The organism is Gemmobacter lanyuensis (genome assembly GCF_014652355.1).
Taxonomy (GTDB): Bacteria; Pseudomonadota; Alphaproteobacteria; order Rhodobacterales; family Rhodobacteraceae; genus Gemmobacter; species Gemmobacter lanyuensis.
This window is the reverse complement of the sequence record NZ_BMYQ01000001.1, coordinates 653,740-668,839: the sequence shown is the minus strand read 5'-3', so window position 1 is coordinate 668,839 and position 15,100 is coordinate 653,740. Positions and strand designations below refer to the sequence as shown.

The window sequence follows — 15,100 nt, the reverse complement described above, 5'->3', positions numbered from 1 at the left end:
AGGGAATGGAAGGACGTGAGAGATGAACCTGTTCACCGAACTGCGCAGCCTCGTGATCGCCGAACTGGGCGCAATGACCGAAGCGGGCCTGCTGCCCGCCGGTCTGGATTTCGCCGCCGTCGCGGTCGAGCCGCCGCGTGATCCGGCGCATGGCGACATGGCCACCAATGCCGCAATGGTGCTGGCCAAGCCCGCAGGACAACCGCCCCGCGCCATCGCCGAGGCGCTGGCCGCCCGTCTGGCCGCCGATCCCCGCATCGCGCTGGCCGAGGTTGCAGGCCCGGGCTTTCTGAACCTGCGTCTGAAACCCGCCGTCTGGCAGAGCCTTGTGAAGACCGTGCTGGAAACCGGCACCGACTACGGCCGCTCGGACATCGGGCAGGGGCAAAAGGTCAATGTCGAATTCGTCTCGGCCAACCCGACCGGTCCGATGCATGTGGGCCATGTGCGCGGCGCCGTGGTGGGGGATGCGCTGTCGAACCTGCTCGCCTTTGCGGGCTGGAACGTGACGCGCGAATATTACATCAACGATGGCGGGGCGCAGGTCGATGTGCTGGCGCGGTCGGCCTATGAACGCTACCGCGAGGCCCATGGTCTTGAGCCCGAGATCCGCGAAGGGCTTTACCCGGGGGATTACCTCATCCCGGCGGGCGAGGCGCTGAAGGAAAAATACGGCGACAGCCTGCTGAACAAGCCGGAATCCGAATGGCTGGTCGAGGTGCGCGACTTTGCCACTGGCATGATGATGCAGATGATCCGCGAGGATCTGGCCGCGCTTGGCGTTCGCATGGATGTCTATTCCAGCGAGAAGGCGCTTTACGGCACCGGCGAGATCGAGGCCGCGATTGAAACCCTGCGCGGCATGGGCCTGATCTACGAAGGCGTGCTGGAACCCCCGAAGGGCAAGACGCCCGAGGATTGGGAACCCCGCGAACAGACCCTGTTCCGCTCGACCGCGCATGGCGATGACGTGGACCGCCCCGTCAAGAAGTCGGATGGCAGCTGGACCTATTTCGCCCCCGATATCGCCTATCACCACAACAAGGTCCGCCGTGGCTTTGATCAGCTGATCGACATTTTCGGCGCCGACCATGGCGGCTATGTCAAGCGCATGAAGGCGGCGGTCTCCGCGCTCTCGAATGGCAAGGTACCGCTGGACATCAAGCTGATCCAGCTGGTGAAGCTGTTCAAGAACGGCGAACCCTTCAAGATGTCCAAACGCGCGGGCACCTTTGTCACGCTGCGCGACGTGGTCGAGATGGTGGGCGCCGATGTGACGCGCTTTGTCATGCTGACCCGCAAGAACGACATGGCGCTGGATTTCGACTTCGACAAGGTGTTGGAGCAGTCGAAGGACAACCCGGTCTTCTACGTGCAATATGCCAATGCCCGCATCAATTCGGTGCTGCGCAAGGCGCGCGAGGCGGGCGTTGCGGTGGATGATGCCACCCTTGCGGGCGCCGACCTGTCGCTTCTGTCGCATCCTGCCGAACTGGCGCTGATGGGCAAGATCGCCGAATGGCCGCGTCTGGTGGATATCGCCGCCAAGGGGAACGAACCCCATCGCGTGGCCTTCTACCTGTACGAGCTGGCCTCTGACCTGCACGGCTTCTGGAACCGTGGCAATGACGAACCCTCGCTGCGCTTCGTGCAAGAGGACGTGGGCGTCACGCAGGCGAAAATCGCCCTCGCACGGGCCGTGGCCGTTGTGATTTGCGCGGGCCTTGCTATCTTGGGTGTGACCCCGGTCGAGGAAATGCGCTGAACCATGGTGCCCCGCCGGGAGATACAGGCAAACCGGGCGGGGTATCATACCCCCGATACCTTGGGGCAGCAGGACATGGCAGAGGTGGATTACGATCCTCACACCCATGGCTATGATCCGGTTTATGGCGCAGCACCTGCGCCGCACAGCCGGAAATGGGTGAATGTGGCGGGGGCGCTTGTCTCGGTGGCGATGCTGCTTGGGGCGGGCGTCTGGGGCTATCGCATCGCTGTGCGGGATGTCATGGGCATTCCGGTCATCAAGGCGATGGAAGGGCCCATGCGCGTCGCCCCCGAAAATCCGGGTGGTACGGTCACGGCGCATCAGGGCCTGTCGGTCAATGATGTTGCGGCTGTGGGCGTTGCCACCCCCTTGCCCGAAGAGATCGTCCTTGCGCCCCGGCCGCTTGATCTGAGCGATGAGGATGTTGCGGGCCTTGCCCCCGAACCGCCCCCCGAACTTGTGGCGCCCGTGGCACCTGCGGCGCAGCCGCCGGTACAGCCGCTTTTGGCCACCCCCTCGGCCGAGGACGCAGGCCAGATGGACCCTTTGACCTCGGTGGCTCCGTTGGCCGAGGCAGACCCCCCGGCGGAAGGTGAGGCGCTGGTTCTGGCCGAACCGGTGACGGTGCCTGATGCCGCCGCGGCGCCAGAATTCACCCCGCCGCCGGTCGTTCCGGGCGGGGTCGGGGCATCGCTGCGCCCGATGCCACGCCCTGCGACCATCGCCCCCCCGGCACCCAGCCCCGATGCCATTGCCACTGCCATCGCGGCTGCGACCAAGGAGATCGATGCCTCGACCCTGCCGTCGGGCACCCGTCTGGTGCAGTTTGGCGCCTATGACAGTGCCGATCAGGCCCGCACCGAATGGGACAAGATCGTTGGCCGCTATGGTGAGCTGTTCGCCGACAAGGGCCGGGTGATCCAATCTGCCGAAAGCGGGGGGCGGACCTTCTATCGCCTGCGGGCGCAGGGCTTCAGCGATGAGGCCGACGCCCGCCGTTTCTGCGCCGCCATCACCGCCGAGGGGGCCGAGTGCATTCCCGTGACCCTGCGATGACCGTCGGAACCGGCGCCGCGATCTTCGGCTGCGAAGGCACCGTCCTGTCGCGCGATGAGGCCGCGTTTTTCCGCGATGCCGATCCGTTCGGCTTTATCCTGTTCGCGCGTAATGTCGAAACGCCTGATCAACTGCGGCGCCTGACCGCCGCGCTGCGCGAGGCCGTGGGGCGCGACGCGCCGGTCTTCATCGATCAGGAAGGCGGCCGCGTACAGCGCCTGCGCGCCCCCCATTGGGCCGAATGGCTGCCCCCGCGCGATGCCGTCCAGATGGCCGGCGCGGGTGCCGCGCGGATGATGTGGCTGCGCGCCCGGCTGATCGCGGCAGAACTGCGCGCCGTGGGCATCGACGGCAACTGCGCCCCGTGCCTTGATATCGCGACCGAGGTGACACATCCCTTCCTGAAAAACCGCTGCTATGGCGATGATCTGGCGACCGTGGTCGCCATGGGCCGCGCCACGGCAGAGGGGCATCTGGCGGGGGGCGTCTTGCCGGTGATCAAGCATATGCCCGGCCATGGTCGCGCCAATGCCGATACCCATCTGCATCTTCCCACTGTGACCGACAACCGTGACACGCTGGAGGCCGTTGATTTTGCGGCCTTCCGCGCGCTGGCGGATGTGCCGCTGGCCATGACAGCCCATATCGTCTTTTCCGCCTATGACGACCGGCCCGCGACCTGTTCGCCGGTGATGATGCAGGTCATGCGGGATCAGATCGGCTATCACGGCCTGATCATGACCGATGACCTGAACATGGAGGCGCTGACCGGAACCGCCCCCGAACGCGCCGCCCGCGCGATGGCTGCGGGCTGTGATCTTGCGCTTTACTGCAAGGGCAGCGTGGCGGAAATGCAGGCGGTCGCTGCCGCGGCCGGTGCCATGGGGCCTGACACGCTGGCCCGCGCGCAGGCGGCCCTTTCGGCGCGCCGCACCCCGGAAGAGGCAGATCTGGCCGCGCTGCGGGCCGAGCATGATGGCTTGCTCGGGGCGGGGCATGTCTGACCGGGACTGGGTCGCCGAGCAGCAGGATCAGAGCGTCAGCGAACGCCTCGCCGCCGAGGCGCTGATCGTCGATGTCGATGGCTATGAAGGCCCGCTTGACCTTCTCTTGTCGCTGTCGCGCACGCAGAAGGTGGACCTGCGCCGCATTTCCGTTCTGCAACTGGCCGAGCAATATCTTGGCTTTGTCAACAAGGCCAAGGCCTTGCGGATCGAGCTTGCTGCCGACTATCTGGTGATGGCAGCCTGGCTTGCGTATCTGAAATCACGCCTGCTGCTGCCGCCCGACCCCAGCGAGGAAGGTCCCTCGGCCGAGGATCTGGCCGCGCACCTTGCCTTTCAGCTCGAACGCCTGCAGGCCATGCGTGAGGCCGCGGCCCGCCTGATGGCCCGCGATCAGCGCGGCCGCGATTTCTTTGTGCGCGGCCACCCCGAAGAGGTCACGCGCGCACGGACCGTGCGCTACACCGCCAGCCTGATCGATCTGATGCGCGCCTATGCGCGCCTGCGGACCAAGGACGAATTCCGCCCCTTCGTGATGGATCGTGACCATGTGTTCACGATGGAACAGGCGCTTGAACGGCTGCGCGGCCTGATCGGCTATGCCGCCAGCTGGTCCGATCTGGAAAGCTGGCTGCCCGAAGGGTGGGACAGCAATCCCATGCGGCGGCGGTCTTCGGTGGCGGCGCATTTCGCGGCGGTGCTGGAGATGGCCAAGCGCGGGCAGATCGAGCTGCGGCAGGGTGACACCTTTGCGCCGATCGAGATTCGCCGGAAGGAAAGTGAATGACCGATCAGGAACGCAGTCTCTTTGACGCCCCCCCGATCGCCGAACAGGAACGCATGGTCGAGGCGATCCTTTTTGCCGCGACCGAACCGGTCACCGTGGCGGATCTGAAACGGCGCATGCCGCATGGTTGCGACCCGGCCGAGGCGCTGGCCTATCTGCGCCGTCGGTATGAGGGGCGGGGCGTGCGTCTGGTGCGGGTGGGCGATGCCTGGGCCTTTCGCACCGCGCCCGATCTGGGCCATCTGATGCAGAAAGAGGTGGTCGAACAGCGCAAGCTGAGCCGCGCCGCCATCGAGACGCTGGCGATCATCGCCTATCACCAGCCCGTTACCCGCGCCGAGATCGAAGAGATCCGCGGTGTTGCCGTATCGCGTGGCACCATCGACCAGCTGCTGGAAATGGAATGGATCCGCTTCGGCCGCCGCCGCATGACGCCGGGCCGCCCTGTCACCTTCGTGGTGACGGAAACCTTTCTCGATCACTTCGGGCTCGAATCAGCGCGGGATTTGCCGGGGCTCAAGGATCTGCGGGCCGCGGGGCTTTTGGACAATCGCCCGCTGCCAGGGTCGATGCAGCGCCCCGAGGACGAGGAGGAAGACCTCAGCGGCCAGACCGAGCTGTTCGAGGACTGATCCCCGCGCCGGGATCAGCCGCGGAAATGCTTGGCGAGCTTCAGCCCCTGACCCTGATAGTTGGAGGCGATCCCCGCGCCGTAAAGAGTCTCGGGCCGGGCCGACATGCGTTCATAGACCAGCCGCCCCACGACCTGCCCATGTTCCAGGACGAAGGGCGCCTCGTGGCAGCGCACCTCGAGCACCCCGCGCGACCCTGCGCCGCCCGCCTCGGAATGACCAAAGCCGGGGTCGAAGAAGCCCGCATAATGCACGCGGAATTCCCCCACCATCGCCAGATAGGGGGCCATTTCGGCGGCGTAATCGGGGGGGATGGTCACGGCCTCGCGGCTGACCAAAATGTAGAAGGCGCCGGGGTCGAGGATGATGCGCCCGTCGCGGGTGCGGATTTCTTCCCAGAATTCGGCGGCGGGGTAATGGCCGATGCGGTCCAGATCGATCACCCCGGTATGCGGCTTGGCCCGATAGCCCACCAGATCGCCCTCGGCCGGCTGAAGATCGACGGAAAAGCCCAGGCCCTCGGAAATCACCGCTGGCCCGTCGACAAGCCGCTCCCGCGCGTGCAGCGCGGCCAGATCGGCATCGGACAGCACGGCCTGCCCCTGACGGAAGCGGATCTGGTTCAGGCGTTGCCCACTGCGCGCCAGCACCGAAAAGCTGCGCGGGCAGACTTCGGCATAAAGCGGGCCGTGATAGCCTTCTGGAATGCGGTCGAATTCGACCCCGCCGTCGGTGATGGTCCGTGTGAGGAGATCCAGCCGCCCGGTCGAGCTTTTGGCATTGGCCACCGCCGTCACGCCTTTGGGCAGGGCCAGTCGTTCCATCAGCGGAATGAGATAGACACAGCCCTTTTCCAGTACGGCGCCCGCGGTCAGGTCGACGCGGTGCATCTCAAACTCGGAAATCCGCTCGGCCACGCTGCGGCCTTGCCCGGCCAAGAACGAGGCGCGCACGCGGTAGGCCACAGTCCCCAACCGGAGATCGAGGCTGGCCGGTTGGATCTGCCCTTCGGTGATGGCCGGATCGGCGCAAATCACGCCCTGGTCGATCAGCTGGCGCAGGGCCTGTGCAGGCAGAACTCCGGTCATGCAATCAGGCTCCTGTTGGCTGATATGAAAAACTCCGCAACTTGTTTCCAAGTGCGGAGTTTTTTCGATGGTCGGGCCGGTGAGATTCGAACTCACGACCTTCCGCCCCCCAGACGGACGCGCTAACCAGGCTGCGCCACGGCCCGACACTGCGCGGATACATAACGATAATTCCGGCGGGGGCAAGCGACAAAACGCAGTTTCCGAAATTATCCGCGCCGCGGCGGCTGCGCGGGCCCGCGGGCATCCAGCAAAGCCTGCGCGCGCGGCAGGAACGGCCGCAGCGCAGCAGCGCGACTGGCGCGGTCTTCGGCGGTCAGGGCGCGCAAGAGATGGGGCACCCAGGGGCGTTCAGCGGGCAGGGGCGATTCGACCGGCAGGCTTGACGCGGGTGTGGAGGCAGGATTGGTTTCCTCAGCCTCAGCCTCAGCCTCAGCCTCAGCCTCAGCCTCAGCCTCAGCCTCAGCCTCAGCCTCAGCCTCAGCCTCAGCCTCAGCCTCAGCCTCAGCCTCAGCCTCAGCCTCAGCAACGCTTGGCTGTGCCAAAGCCGGTGCGTCGGCTCCTTCGGCGGCGGTGAGGAAGGCTGGCGTAGCCGGGTCTGATTCGATCACCTCGGGGGCGGCATCAGCGGGAAGCGGGGTAGGGCCGTCATCATCAAAGAAGGACCGTTGACGAGGCGGCGCCCCTGTCTCCGCCGGAACCGGCGGCGCCTCGACCGCCGGGCGGTCTGTCGACGGAATCCACTCCGTCAACGTGACCACATTGCTGACCGGGACGGGCGCGGCCACATCCTCGAAGGGCATCGTTTCTTCAAACCCCTCGGCTGCATCCACAATGTCATGCAACGCCTCATCCGGCGCAGACCCGCTGAGTGCGGCGACATATCGAACCCCGTGGTCCCGCAGGATTTTCTGGACGCCGCGGATGGTCATCCCTTCATCGTGCAAAAGCTTGCGGATGCCCGCCAGCAGCGCAACATCGCTGGGGCGATAATAGCGCCGCCCGCCCGCCCGTTTGACCGGTTTGATCTGCGGAAACCGGCTTTCCCAGAACCGCAGGACATGCGCCGGGGTCTCCAGCAGGTCAGCGACCTCGCTGATCGTGCGGAAGGCTTCGGGCGATTTGTCCATGGGCGGTGGTCCGCTCAGCGTTTCTTGCCGTTGGCCACGCGCTCTTTCATGAGGTGCGAGGGGCGGAAGGTCAGCACGCGGCGCGGGCTGATCGGCACTTCATCGCCGGTTTTCGGGTTGCGACCGACCCGGGCAGATTTGTCCCGAACCGAGAAGGTGCCGAAAGATGAAATCTTCACCGTCTCGCCCGCGACCAGCGCGTCCGAGACATGCAGCAGCACGGCCTCGACCAAATCGGCAGATTCGTTGCGCGACAGGCCAACCTCGCGGAAAACCGCCTCGCTCAGGTCCATGCGCGTCAGGGTCTTTTCGCTCATCATTCCCCCCGGGGTTTTCATTAGATTGGGGGCAATGGGTTTTCGAGTCAATATCAACCACTTGCGCGGTGATGTTAAAGACCGCCCCGCGGCCAGTCCGGACGCGGGGGCGGCATCTGCCCAAAAACGGGATCTGTTACCAGCGCAGGACGACCGCGCCCCAGGCAAGGCCGCCACCGATGGCCTCGGTCACCACCAGATCGCCCGGCTTGATTTGACCGCGCTGCACGCCGACCGAAAGCGCCAGCGGGATCGACGCGGCCGAGGTATTGCCATGGTCCTGCACCGTCACGACGACGCGGTCCATCGGCACCTGCATCCGCTTGGCGGTGCCTTCGATGATGCGGATATTGGCCTGATGTGGCACGATCCAATCAACATCGGCGCCCGACAGGCCAACCTTGTCCAGTGCGGCATGGGCGGTTTCGGCAAGCTTCTCGACAGCGTGGCGGAAAACCTCTTTCCCCTGCATCCGCAGATGGCCCGTCGTTCCCGTCGAGACACCGCCATCGACATAGAGGATGTCCTTGTGGCGCCCGTCCGAATGCAGGTCCGTCGCCAGAATGCCCCGGTCATCGGTCGTGCCGCTGCCGGTTTCACCTTCGAGGATCACCGCCCCTGCGCCATCGCCGAACAGCACGCAAGTCCCGCGATCCGTCCAGTCCATCAGACGCGAGAAGGTTTCCGCCCCGATCACCAGAACCCGCTTCGCCTGGCCCGATACGATCAGCGCATTGGCATTCGACAGCGCAAAGACAAACCCCGCACAGACCGCCTGCACGTCAAAAGCAAAGCCCCGTGTCATGCCGAGTCGCGCCTGCACCATGGTTGCGGCGGAAGGGAAGGTCAGATCGGCGGTCGAGGTGGCAAGCACGATGGCATCAATGTCATCCGCCGTCAGGCCGGCATGGGCCAGCGCGGCCTCTGCCGCACGGGTCGCCAGATCCGAGGTGGTCTGTCCCTCGGCCACGAAATGCCGCCGTTCGATCCCCGAACGGGTGCGAATCCATTCATCCGAGGTTTCGATCGTCTGTTCGAATTCCGAATTGGGGACGATCCGTTCGGGCAGGTAATGCCCCACACCCTTGACGACGGCGCGTATTGTCATTTTTCTTGCCCGTTTTCCTGCACGGCAGCATCCTGCCCCGCCGCGACCGCCGATGCAAGCCGTGCGGCAAGCCGGTCGTTGAACCCCGACCGCGCGAGTTGGGCCGCAAGGCGGATGGCGGCGGCGACCCCGGTCGAATCGGCCGAACCGTGGCTTTTCACCACCGTGCCGTTCAGGCCGAGGAAGACCCCGCCGTTCACCCGGCGCGGATCAATCCGCTTTTGCAGGCGTTTCAGTGAATTGAGCGCAAGAAGGGCTGCGAATTTCGACAGAAGTCCCGCCCCGAAGGCCTCTTTCAGCAGATCCGAGATCAGCTTGGCTGTGCCTTCCCCGGTCTTGAGCGCGATATTCCCCGTGAAGCCGTCGGTCACGATCACATCGACGCGATCCGAGGGGATATCCCCGCCTTCGACAAACCCCACGAAGTCAAAGCCCGCAGCCTCTTGCGCGGCCATCATATGGTCATGCGCGACCTTCAGCTCGGCCCGGCCCTTGTGTTCTTCGGTGCCCACGTTCAGCAGGCCCACGCGGGGACGCTTGAGGTTCATGCCATTGCGGGCATAGGCCGCGCCCATGGTGGCGTATTGCACCAGGTCCTCGGCCTCGGCCTTGATATCGGCGCCCACGTCCAGCATGACGTTGAACCCGCCCGGATTGCGTGATGGCCAGAGGCAGGCAATTGCAGGGCGGTTGACGCCGGGCAGTTTCCGCAGGCGGATCATACTGACGGCCATCAGCGCGCCGGTATTGCCGCAGCTGACGGCAACGCGCGCCTCGCCTTGTTTCACGCAGTCGATGGTGGACCACATCGAGGTGCCCTCGCCATGGCGCATGACCTGGCTGGGCTTGTCATGCATCGTGACGGTGCGCGGCGCATGACGGATTTCAACCCGGTCCGCGATCATCGGATGCCGGGCCAGCAGCGGACGAAGGATGCCCTCGTCGCCATGAAGGATGAAGTGGAGCGCAGAATCGGCTTGGGCAGAATCAACAAGACCGGCAACAACCGCTGCCGGTCCTCGATCCCCGCCCATTGCATCCAAAGAGATGACGGTGCGCGCTGCGCCCTGCTCCGGAAGTTTCGTTCCGTTCGACATCGGTCGGCGTCAGGGCGGGGAAGCGGCTTACGCCGCGTCCTCGTCCACGTCGACTTCTTTGGTCAGCGCCACGACTTCACGCGAGTCGTAGTGGCCGCAGGCGCCGCAAACGTGGTGCGGGCGCTTCAGCTCGCCACAGTTCGGGCATTCAGCCGGGTTACCGGCAACAAGGGCGTCATGCGAACGACGCATATTGCGGCGCGAACGGGTGACTCGGTTCTGAGGGACAGCCATGTCTCAACCTCGGGTTAGTGAGGGGACAAGCCCCTGATTTTCCTAAGAGAAACAGCGTGTTCCACCTTGAGGGGCGGCCCTGTTTCCACAGTGTTTGCGAGGCGCGGAACATAGCCGGATTCTGGTCAGGTGCAAGTCTTTTCTGCGCCTGACCTTCCGGCCCGAGTCCCGCGGGATCTCAGTGGTCGTCCTTCTGCCCGGTTCCGAGCTTTTGTGCAAGGCTTGCCAGACCGGCAAAGGGACGAAGATCCTCATCTTTCAACGGCGCAACGCCGGGCGCGGCAAAAACCGCCTCGCCGAGGGCCGCATCATCGGCGCGGGGATACATGGGCAGGGCAAGCGCCAGCGCCTCGGTGGCGACGATGCCGGGATCGATCACATCGGGCAGGGCTTCCTGGGTGTCATCCTCGGGCGCCTCGACCTCATCCCCCTCGGGTTCCGGCATTTCGGCCAGGTAGCGGCGGCGCACGGGTTCCGAGATTTCGGTGATCACCGGCGCCAGCGTGACCGAGCAGGGCTGTTCCACCTTCGCGGTCAGCTGGCCGCTCAGATCCCAGTCGCTGCGCCCGCGCGGCTGCAATTCACCCTTGAAGCGCAGCTCATGCACCGCGGTGATTTCAAGCTCGGCCGCAAGGGCTGCGCGCGTCGCGTCATCGGGTTTCAGGTCGAAGCGCGTGGGTTTGCGCGCGGCAAGGGCGGCCACCCGCAGCGGATGGCTCAGTGCGGCGGCGGGCGGCATCGGTTCGCTGGTCATGGCTTTGATCTCCTTTGACAGAGTGGCGGTTTTCCGCGCCTCTGCGTTCCTTTCTTGAACAGTGGCCCGACCTTCTGTAAGCCGGAGCCTGTGCCCCCCGCCATCACGGCGGGACAGGGCTGCATCAGCTTACCGGGATAGGGTCCGCTTGCCGCGATGGCAAGGCCCGCCCCGGCCGGAAACGGGAGAGATCATGGCGGCTGGACGTTCGGCGCGGCGGGGGCGGCAGATTCTGACCGTGATCGCAGGGTGCCTTTTGGCCTTCGGGCTTGCGGCCTGTGCGGCGATCTACCGTGATCACGGCTATGTGCCCGAAGAGGTCGAACTGGCCACGATCGAGGTGGGCAAGGACACGCGCGAGAGCGTGGCCGAAAAGATTGGCCGGCCGTCTGCGGCGGGTCTGCTCAATGACCTCGGCTGGTATTACGTCCGCAGCCGGTGGGAGCATAAGGGCGCCCGTGCCCCGAAAGAGATCGACCGTCAGGTCGTGGCGGTCTCCTTTACCGAAGAGGGCGTGGTGTCGAACGTCGAACGCTTCGGCTTGGAACGCGGCAAGGTTGTTGTCCTGTCTCGGCGCGTCACGGATTCGAACGTCAAGGGCATGGGCCTGATCCGCCAGTTGATGGGCAACCTCGGCCGCATGCGTGCCACGGATATCGTCGACTGACGCAAGGTCCGCTGTCATATCCCGGTTGCAGCGCCGTGATCTGCGTCGCGGCAGTTGCCCTTTCGGCAGGAGACCGGCATGGAGCCATTGCAAAAAGGTCGTCTGCGCGCCCGTCTGGCCCGAACGCCCGAGGATGTGGATCGGGCGCAGGCCCTGCGTCATCTGTGTTTCAAGGGCGGGCCGGGCCGCGATCACGACGCATTCGATGATCAATGTGACCATGTTCTGATCGAAGATCATGGGTCGGACCGCCTGCTTGCCTGCTACCGTGTGCTCGCGCTGCCTGACGGCGCGCAGATCGGAAACAGCTATTCCGCGCAATTCTATGATCTTGCGCGCCTGACGCGCTTTGAGGGGCCCGTGGTCGAGATGGGGCGCTTTTGCGTGGCCCCCGATCAGCGCGATCCGGATATCTTGCGGCTGGCCTGGGGGGCGATGACGCGGCTTGTCGACGCTCTCGGGGCGGGCCTTCTGTTCGGCTGTGCGTCCTTTACCGGCACAGATGCGGCGCCGCATCATCCGGCCTTTGCCCTGCTGGGCCAGGCCTATCTGGCGCCGGCCCGGTGGCGGCCGCAGGTGAAGGCGCCGCGGGTCTTTCCCTTTGGCCGGCTGCTTGCGCAGGAAACACCCGATCCGCGCCGGGGGATGATGGCGATGCCGCCGCTGCTGCGGACCTATCTGGGGATGGGGGGCTGGGTGTCGGATCATGCCGTGGTGGATCTGGCGATGAACACGCTGCATGTGTTTACCGGGGTGGAAATCCGCGCGATTCCCGCGGCGCGGGCGCGGGCGCTGCGCCTTGTTGCAGGGGGCTGAGGGCCACCGCGCTTGACCTTGGGGGGCTGCATCGCTACCTCGGCCCCATCATGGCACGCGCACCCCTTCTTCAGCTTTCCGGCATCTCGCTCACCTTTGGTGGTAATCCCTTGTTCGAAGGCCTGGACCTGACGGTCCAGCCCGGTGATCGCGTGGCGCTTGTGGGGCGCAACGGATCGGGCAAATCGACCCTGATGAAGATCATGGCCGGTCTGGTCGAGGCCGATGCCGGCGCCCGTGTGGTGCCGCCCGGCGTGACCGTGGGCTATATGGAGCAGGACCCGGACCTGTCGGGGTTCGAGACGCTGGGCGATTACGCCGCCAGCGCCCTGCCGCCCGAAGAGTCCTACAAGGTCGAAGTGGTGGCCGAAGGACTGAAATTCCGCCCCGACACGCCTGTCGTCTCGGCTTCGGGCGGGGAACGCCGCCGCGCGGCGCTGGCCAAGCTGATGGCCGAGGCGCCCGAGCTGATGCTTCTGGACGAACCGACGAATCACCTTGATATTCAGGCGATCCAGTGGCTCGAACAGGAGCTGTCGGGCACCCGCACCGCCTTTGTCCTGATCAGCCACGACCGTGCTTTCCTGCGCGCCCTGACGCGCGCCACGCTCTGGGTGGATCGGGGCGAGGTGCGCCGCCGCGAATCCGGCTTTGACGGGTTCGAGGAATGGCGCGAAACCGTCTGGGCCGAAGAGGATGACGCCCGCCACAAGCTGGAACGCAAGATCAAGCACGAGGCGAAATGGGCGGTCGAAGGCATCAGCGCCCGGCGCAAGCGCAATATGGGGCGGGTGCGGGCGTTGCAGGATCTGCGCGCCCAACGCGCCTCGATGATCCGCCGTCAGGGCACTGCCGCGCTGGAATTCGACAGCGGCCCGACTTCGGGGAAAAAGGTGATCGAGGCCGTGGGCCTGTCCAAGGCCTATGGCGACAAGCCGATCATCCGCGATTTCGACCTGCGGATCCTGCGGGGTGACCGGGTGGCCTTTGTCGGGCCGAACGGCATTGGCAAGACTACGCTGCTGAAGATGCTGATCGGGCAGGAAGCCCCCGATGCGGGCAGCGTGACGCTGGGCACCAATCTGCAGATCGCGGTCTTTGACCAGACCCGCGCGCAGCTTGATGCCGAGGCAAGCCTTTGGGAAAACCTGACGGGCGATCCGTTGATGGCGGTCTCTGGCGCCTCGGATCAGGTCATGGTGCGCGGCACGCCAAAACATGTGGTGGCCTATCTCAAGGATTTCCTCTTCAACGAATTGCAGGCGCGCGCGCCGGTCAAATCGTTGTCGGGGGGCGAAAAGGCGCGGCTTCTGCTGGCCAAGCTGATGGCGCAGGAATCGAACCTGCTGATCCTCGACGAACCGACCAACGATCTGGATGTCGAAACGCTCGACCTCTTGCAGGATCTGCTGGGCGAATATGACGGAACGGTGCTTCTTGTCAGCCACGACCGGGATTTCATCGACCGCGTGGCCACCACCACCATCGCGCTGGAAGGGGGCGGCATCGCCACCGTCTATGCCGGGGGATGGAGCGATTACCTCGCGCAGCGCCCCGCGCCGGTCGAGGCAGCCCCCGCAGCCAAGACCCAATCCGCCGCGCCCAAACCCGCCGCTGCCGCGCCGCGCAAGGCCGATGGCCTGTCCTTTACCGAACGGAAACGTCTGGCCGAGCTGCCTGACGTGATCGCGAAACTGGAGCGCGAGATCGGCAAGTTGGGCGAGCTGCTCGAGACGCCCGACCTCTTCACCAAGGAACCCGTAAAGTTCCGGAAAGCCTCGGAAATGTTGGCGGAACGCCAGGCCACCCTGGCCGCCGCGGAAGAGGAATGGCTGGTGCTTGAAGAAAAAGCCGGGGGCTAGACACCTTATCACGGGTGATCACTGTGTCGTCATTTCATCTTGTGATTGCGTTCTGCAAGGCAGACATCTAGGTGCCACGAGGCTGCCTTGTCGGCCTCGGCAAGCTCAAGGAGATCGAGATGAAAACCTATGCCGCAGCTCTGTTCGGTGCCGTAGTAATTGGTGCGCCCGCCTTCGCCGGCGGTCCTGTGACCGCGGTTGTCGAACCGGTGATCGAGCCGGCGCCGGTCGTCACTGTCGTGACCGGGGGAGATTGGGGCGGTGCCTATGCGGGTGCCCACCTTGGCTATGCCGACGTGAATGTCGGGACCGATGGCAATGGCGCCATCGGCGGTCTGCAAGCCGGCTATCGCTGGGATCTGGGCACGGCCGTGCTGGGCGCTGAAATCGACGCCAGCGCCTCGGACGTGTCCTTTGACGGCAGCGATGATACCATTGATTCGATTGCACGTCTGAAACTGCAAGCGGGCTATGACATGGGCCGCACGCTCGTTTATCTGACCGGGGGCGCCGCCTATGCCAAGGCTGATATCGGCGGCACGTCCTATAGCGACACCGGCTATTTCGGCGGGATCGGCATGGACTATGCCCTGAACGAAAGCTGGACGGTGGGTGGCGAAATCCTGCAGCACAAGTTCAGCGATTTTGACGGGACCGGGCTGGACCCCGATGCCACCACCGCGGCAGTCCGCGTGAATTATCGCTTCTGATCCGCGACACCTGCGCGCACCGGCCCCGTTTGGGGCCGGTTTCACGAAGCGCCAGCCCCCCGGCTGGCGC

Annotated in this window: 16 protein-coding genes and 1 tRNA gene; 9 read left to right on the top strand and 8 right to left on the bottom strand. The window is 65.1% G+C overall.

Annotated elements, in window-relative coordinates:
• Positions 1-22: 22 nt before the first annotated feature.
• The 5 genes from argS to scpB are packed head-to-tail and all read left to right on the top strand — an operon-like array spanning position 23 to position 5,247.
• Positions 23-1,765 carry an arginine--tRNA ligase gene (argS, locus tag IE101_RS03220; RefSeq protein ID WP_189632336.1) on the top strand — a complete coding sequence of 581 codons (1,743 nt, stop codon included), beginning with the start codon at positions 23-25 and terminating at the stop codon, positions 1,763-1,765.
• Positions 1,766-1,768: 3 nt separating this feature from the next.
• Positions 1,769-2,824, top strand: coding sequence for an SPOR domain-containing protein (locus IE101_RS03215; RefSeq protein WP_229804003.1), 1,056 nt, complete (start codon positions 1,769-1,771; stop codon positions 2,822-2,824).
• Positions 2,821-3,828, top strand: coding sequence for a beta-N-acetylhexosaminidase (gene nagZ, locus IE101_RS03210; protein ID WP_189632335.1), 1,008 nt, complete (start codon positions 2,821-2,823; stop codon positions 3,826-3,828). The genes IE101_RS03215 and nagZ overlap by 4 nt, the downstream gene beginning before the upstream one ends.
• Complete coding sequence (locus IE101_RS03205; protein ID WP_189632334.1) at positions 3,821-4,615, top strand: segregation and condensation protein A; 795 nt, start codon at positions 3,821-3,823, stop codon at positions 4,613-4,615. Before nagZ ends, IE101_RS03205 begins: the two co-directional genes overlap by 8 nt.
• Positions 4,612-5,247, top strand: a complete 636-nt coding sequence (gene scpB, locus IE101_RS03200; RefSeq protein WP_189632333.1) for an SMC-Scp complex subunit ScpB — start codon at positions 4,612-4,614, stop codon at positions 5,245-5,247. The genes IE101_RS03205 and scpB overlap by 4 nt, the downstream gene beginning before the upstream one ends.
• A 14-nt stretch (positions 5,248-5,261) precedes the next feature.
• Here the strand turns inward: scpB and IE101_RS03195 are convergent, their stop codons facing one another.
• From IE101_RS03195 to IE101_RS03160, 8 genes are all read right to left on the bottom strand, one after another.
• The gene (locus IE101_RS03195) at positions 5,262-6,335 is read right to left on the bottom strand and encodes a 2'-deoxycytidine 5'-triphosphate deaminase (protein ID WP_189632332.1); all 1,074 of its coding nucleotides are present in this window, start codon (positions 6,333-6,335) and stop codon (positions 5,262-5,264) included.
• A 68-nt stretch (positions 6,336-6,403) separates the two neighbouring features.
• A tRNA-Pro gene (locus IE101_RS03190) sits at positions 6,404-6,481 on the bottom strand.
• Between the two features lie 63 nt (positions 6,482-6,544).
• Complete coding sequence (locus tag IE101_RS19730; RefSeq protein ID WP_229804002.1) at positions 6,545-7,465, bottom strand: MerR family transcriptional regulator; 921 nt, start codon at positions 7,463-7,465, stop codon at positions 6,545-6,547.
• A gap of 14 nt (positions 7,466-7,479) precedes the next feature.
• Positions 7,480-7,782: an integration host factor subunit alpha gene (gene ihfA / locus IE101_RS03180; protein WP_189632331.1), complete on the bottom strand. Its 303-nt coding sequence runs from the start codon at positions 7,780-7,782 to the stop codon at positions 7,480-7,482.
• 136 nt (positions 7,783-7,918) lie between these two features.
• Positions 7,919-8,890, bottom strand: coding sequence for a beta-ketoacyl-ACP synthase III (locus IE101_RS03175; RefSeq protein WP_189632330.1), 972 nt, complete (start codon positions 8,888-8,890; stop codon positions 7,919-7,921).
• Positions 8,887-9,987: a phosphate acyltransferase PlsX gene (plsX, locus tag IE101_RS03170; RefSeq protein WP_189632329.1), complete on the bottom strand. Its 1,101-nt coding sequence runs from the start codon at positions 9,985-9,987 to the stop codon at positions 8,887-8,889. Before plsX ends, IE101_RS03175 begins: the two co-directional genes overlap by 4 nt.
• Before the next feature lie 27 nt (positions 9,988-10,014).
• Complete coding sequence (gene rpmF / locus IE101_RS03165; protein WP_189632328.1) at positions 10,015-10,221, bottom strand: 50S ribosomal protein L32; 207 nt, start codon at positions 10,219-10,221, stop codon at positions 10,015-10,017.
• Positions 10,222-10,399: 178 nt separating this feature from the next.
• Positions 10,400-10,975, bottom strand: coding sequence for a YceD family protein (locus IE101_RS03160; RefSeq protein ID WP_189632327.1), 576 nt, complete (start codon positions 10,973-10,975; stop codon positions 10,400-10,402).
• Positions 10,976-11,168: 193 nt separating this feature from the next.
• Here IE101_RS03160 and IE101_RS03155 point away from each other — a divergent pair, with 193 nt between their 5' ends.
• The 4 genes from IE101_RS03155 to IE101_RS03140 all read left to right on the top strand — a co-directional run bounded on the left by IE101_RS03155 (position 11,169) and on the right by IE101_RS03140 (position 15,030).
• On the top strand, positions 11,169-11,642 hold the full coding sequence (locus tag IE101_RS03155; RefSeq protein WP_189632326.1) for an outer membrane protein assembly factor BamE: 474 nt from the start codon (positions 11,169-11,171) through the stop codon (positions 11,640-11,642).
• Positions 11,643-11,720: 78 nt separating this feature from the next.
• A complete protein-coding gene (locus tag IE101_RS03150; protein ID WP_189632325.1) occupies positions 11,721-12,458 on the top strand; it encodes a GNAT family N-acetyltransferase in 738 nt (245 codons plus the stop codon).
• Positions 12,459-12,508: 50 nt separating this feature from the next.
• Positions 12,509-14,320 carry an ABC-F family ATP-binding cassette domain-containing protein gene (locus IE101_RS03145; protein WP_189632324.1) on the top strand — a complete coding sequence of 604 codons (1,812 nt, stop codon included), beginning with the start codon at positions 12,509-12,511 and terminating at the stop codon, positions 14,318-14,320.
• A 119-nt stretch (positions 14,321-14,439) separates the two neighbouring features.
• Positions 14,440-15,030, top strand: coding sequence for an outer membrane protein (locus IE101_RS03140; RefSeq protein WP_189632323.1), 591 nt, complete (start codon positions 14,440-14,442; stop codon positions 15,028-15,030).
• The last annotated feature ends 70 nt before the right edge of the window (positions 15,031-15,100 follow it).

Excerpts from the sequence above, each read along its gene's own strand:
- argS (WP_189632336.1), top strand. The coding sequence starts at position 23 with ATGAACCTGTTCACCGAACTGCGCAGCCTCGTGATCGCCGAACTGGGC.
- IE101_RS03215 (WP_229804003.1), top strand. The coding sequence starts at position 1,769 with ATGGTGCCCCGCCGGGAGATACAGGCAAACCGGGCGGGGTATCATACC.
- nagZ (WP_189632335.1), top strand. The coding sequence starts at position 2,821 with ATGACCGTCGGAACCGGCGCCGCGATCTTCGGCTGCGAAGGCACCGTC.
- IE101_RS03205 (WP_189632334.1), top strand. The coding sequence starts at position 3,821 with ATGTCTGACCGGGACTGGGTCGCCGAGCAGCAGGATCAGAGCGTCAGC.
- scpB (WP_189632333.1), top strand. The coding sequence starts at position 4,612 with ATGACCGATCAGGAACGCAGTCTCTTTGACGCCCCCCCGATCGCCGAA.
- IE101_RS03195 (WP_189632332.1), bottom strand. The coding sequence starts at position 6,335 with ATGACCGGAGTTCTGCCTGCACAGGCCCTGCGCCAGCTGATCGACCAG.
- IE101_RS19730 (WP_229804002.1), bottom strand. The coding sequence starts at position 7,465 with ATGGACAAATCGCCCGAAGCCTTCCGCACGATCAGCGAGGTCGCTGAC.
- ihfA (WP_189632331.1), bottom strand. The coding sequence starts at position 7,782 with ATGAGCGAAAAGACCCTGACGCGCATGGACCTGAGCGAGGCGGTTTTC.
- IE101_RS03175 (WP_189632330.1), bottom strand. The coding sequence starts at position 8,890 with ATGACAATACGCGCCGTCGTCAAGGGTGTGGGGCATTACCTGCCCGAA.
- plsX (WP_189632329.1), bottom strand. The coding sequence starts at position 9,987 with ATGTCGAACGGAACGAAACTTCCGGAGCAGGGCGCAGCGCGCACCGTC.
- rpmF (WP_189632328.1), bottom strand. The coding sequence starts at position 10,221 with ATGGCTGTCCCTCAGAACCGAGTCACCCGTTCGCGCCGCAATATGCGT.
- IE101_RS03160 (WP_189632327.1), bottom strand. The coding sequence starts at position 10,975 with ATGACCAGCGAACCGATGCCGCCCGCCGCCGCACTGAGCCATCCGCTG.
- IE101_RS03155 (WP_189632326.1), top strand. The coding sequence starts at position 11,169 with ATGGCGGCTGGACGTTCGGCGCGGCGGGGGCGGCAGATTCTGACCGTG.
- IE101_RS03150 (WP_189632325.1), top strand. The coding sequence starts at position 11,721 with ATGGAGCCATTGCAAAAAGGTCGTCTGCGCGCCCGTCTGGCCCGAACG.
- IE101_RS03145 (WP_189632324.1), top strand. The coding sequence starts at position 12,509 with ATGGCACGCGCACCCCTTCTTCAGCTTTCCGGCATCTCGCTCACCTTT.
- IE101_RS03140 (WP_189632323.1), top strand. The coding sequence starts at position 14,440 with ATGAAAACCTATGCCGCAGCTCTGTTCGGTGCCGTAGTAATTGGTGCG.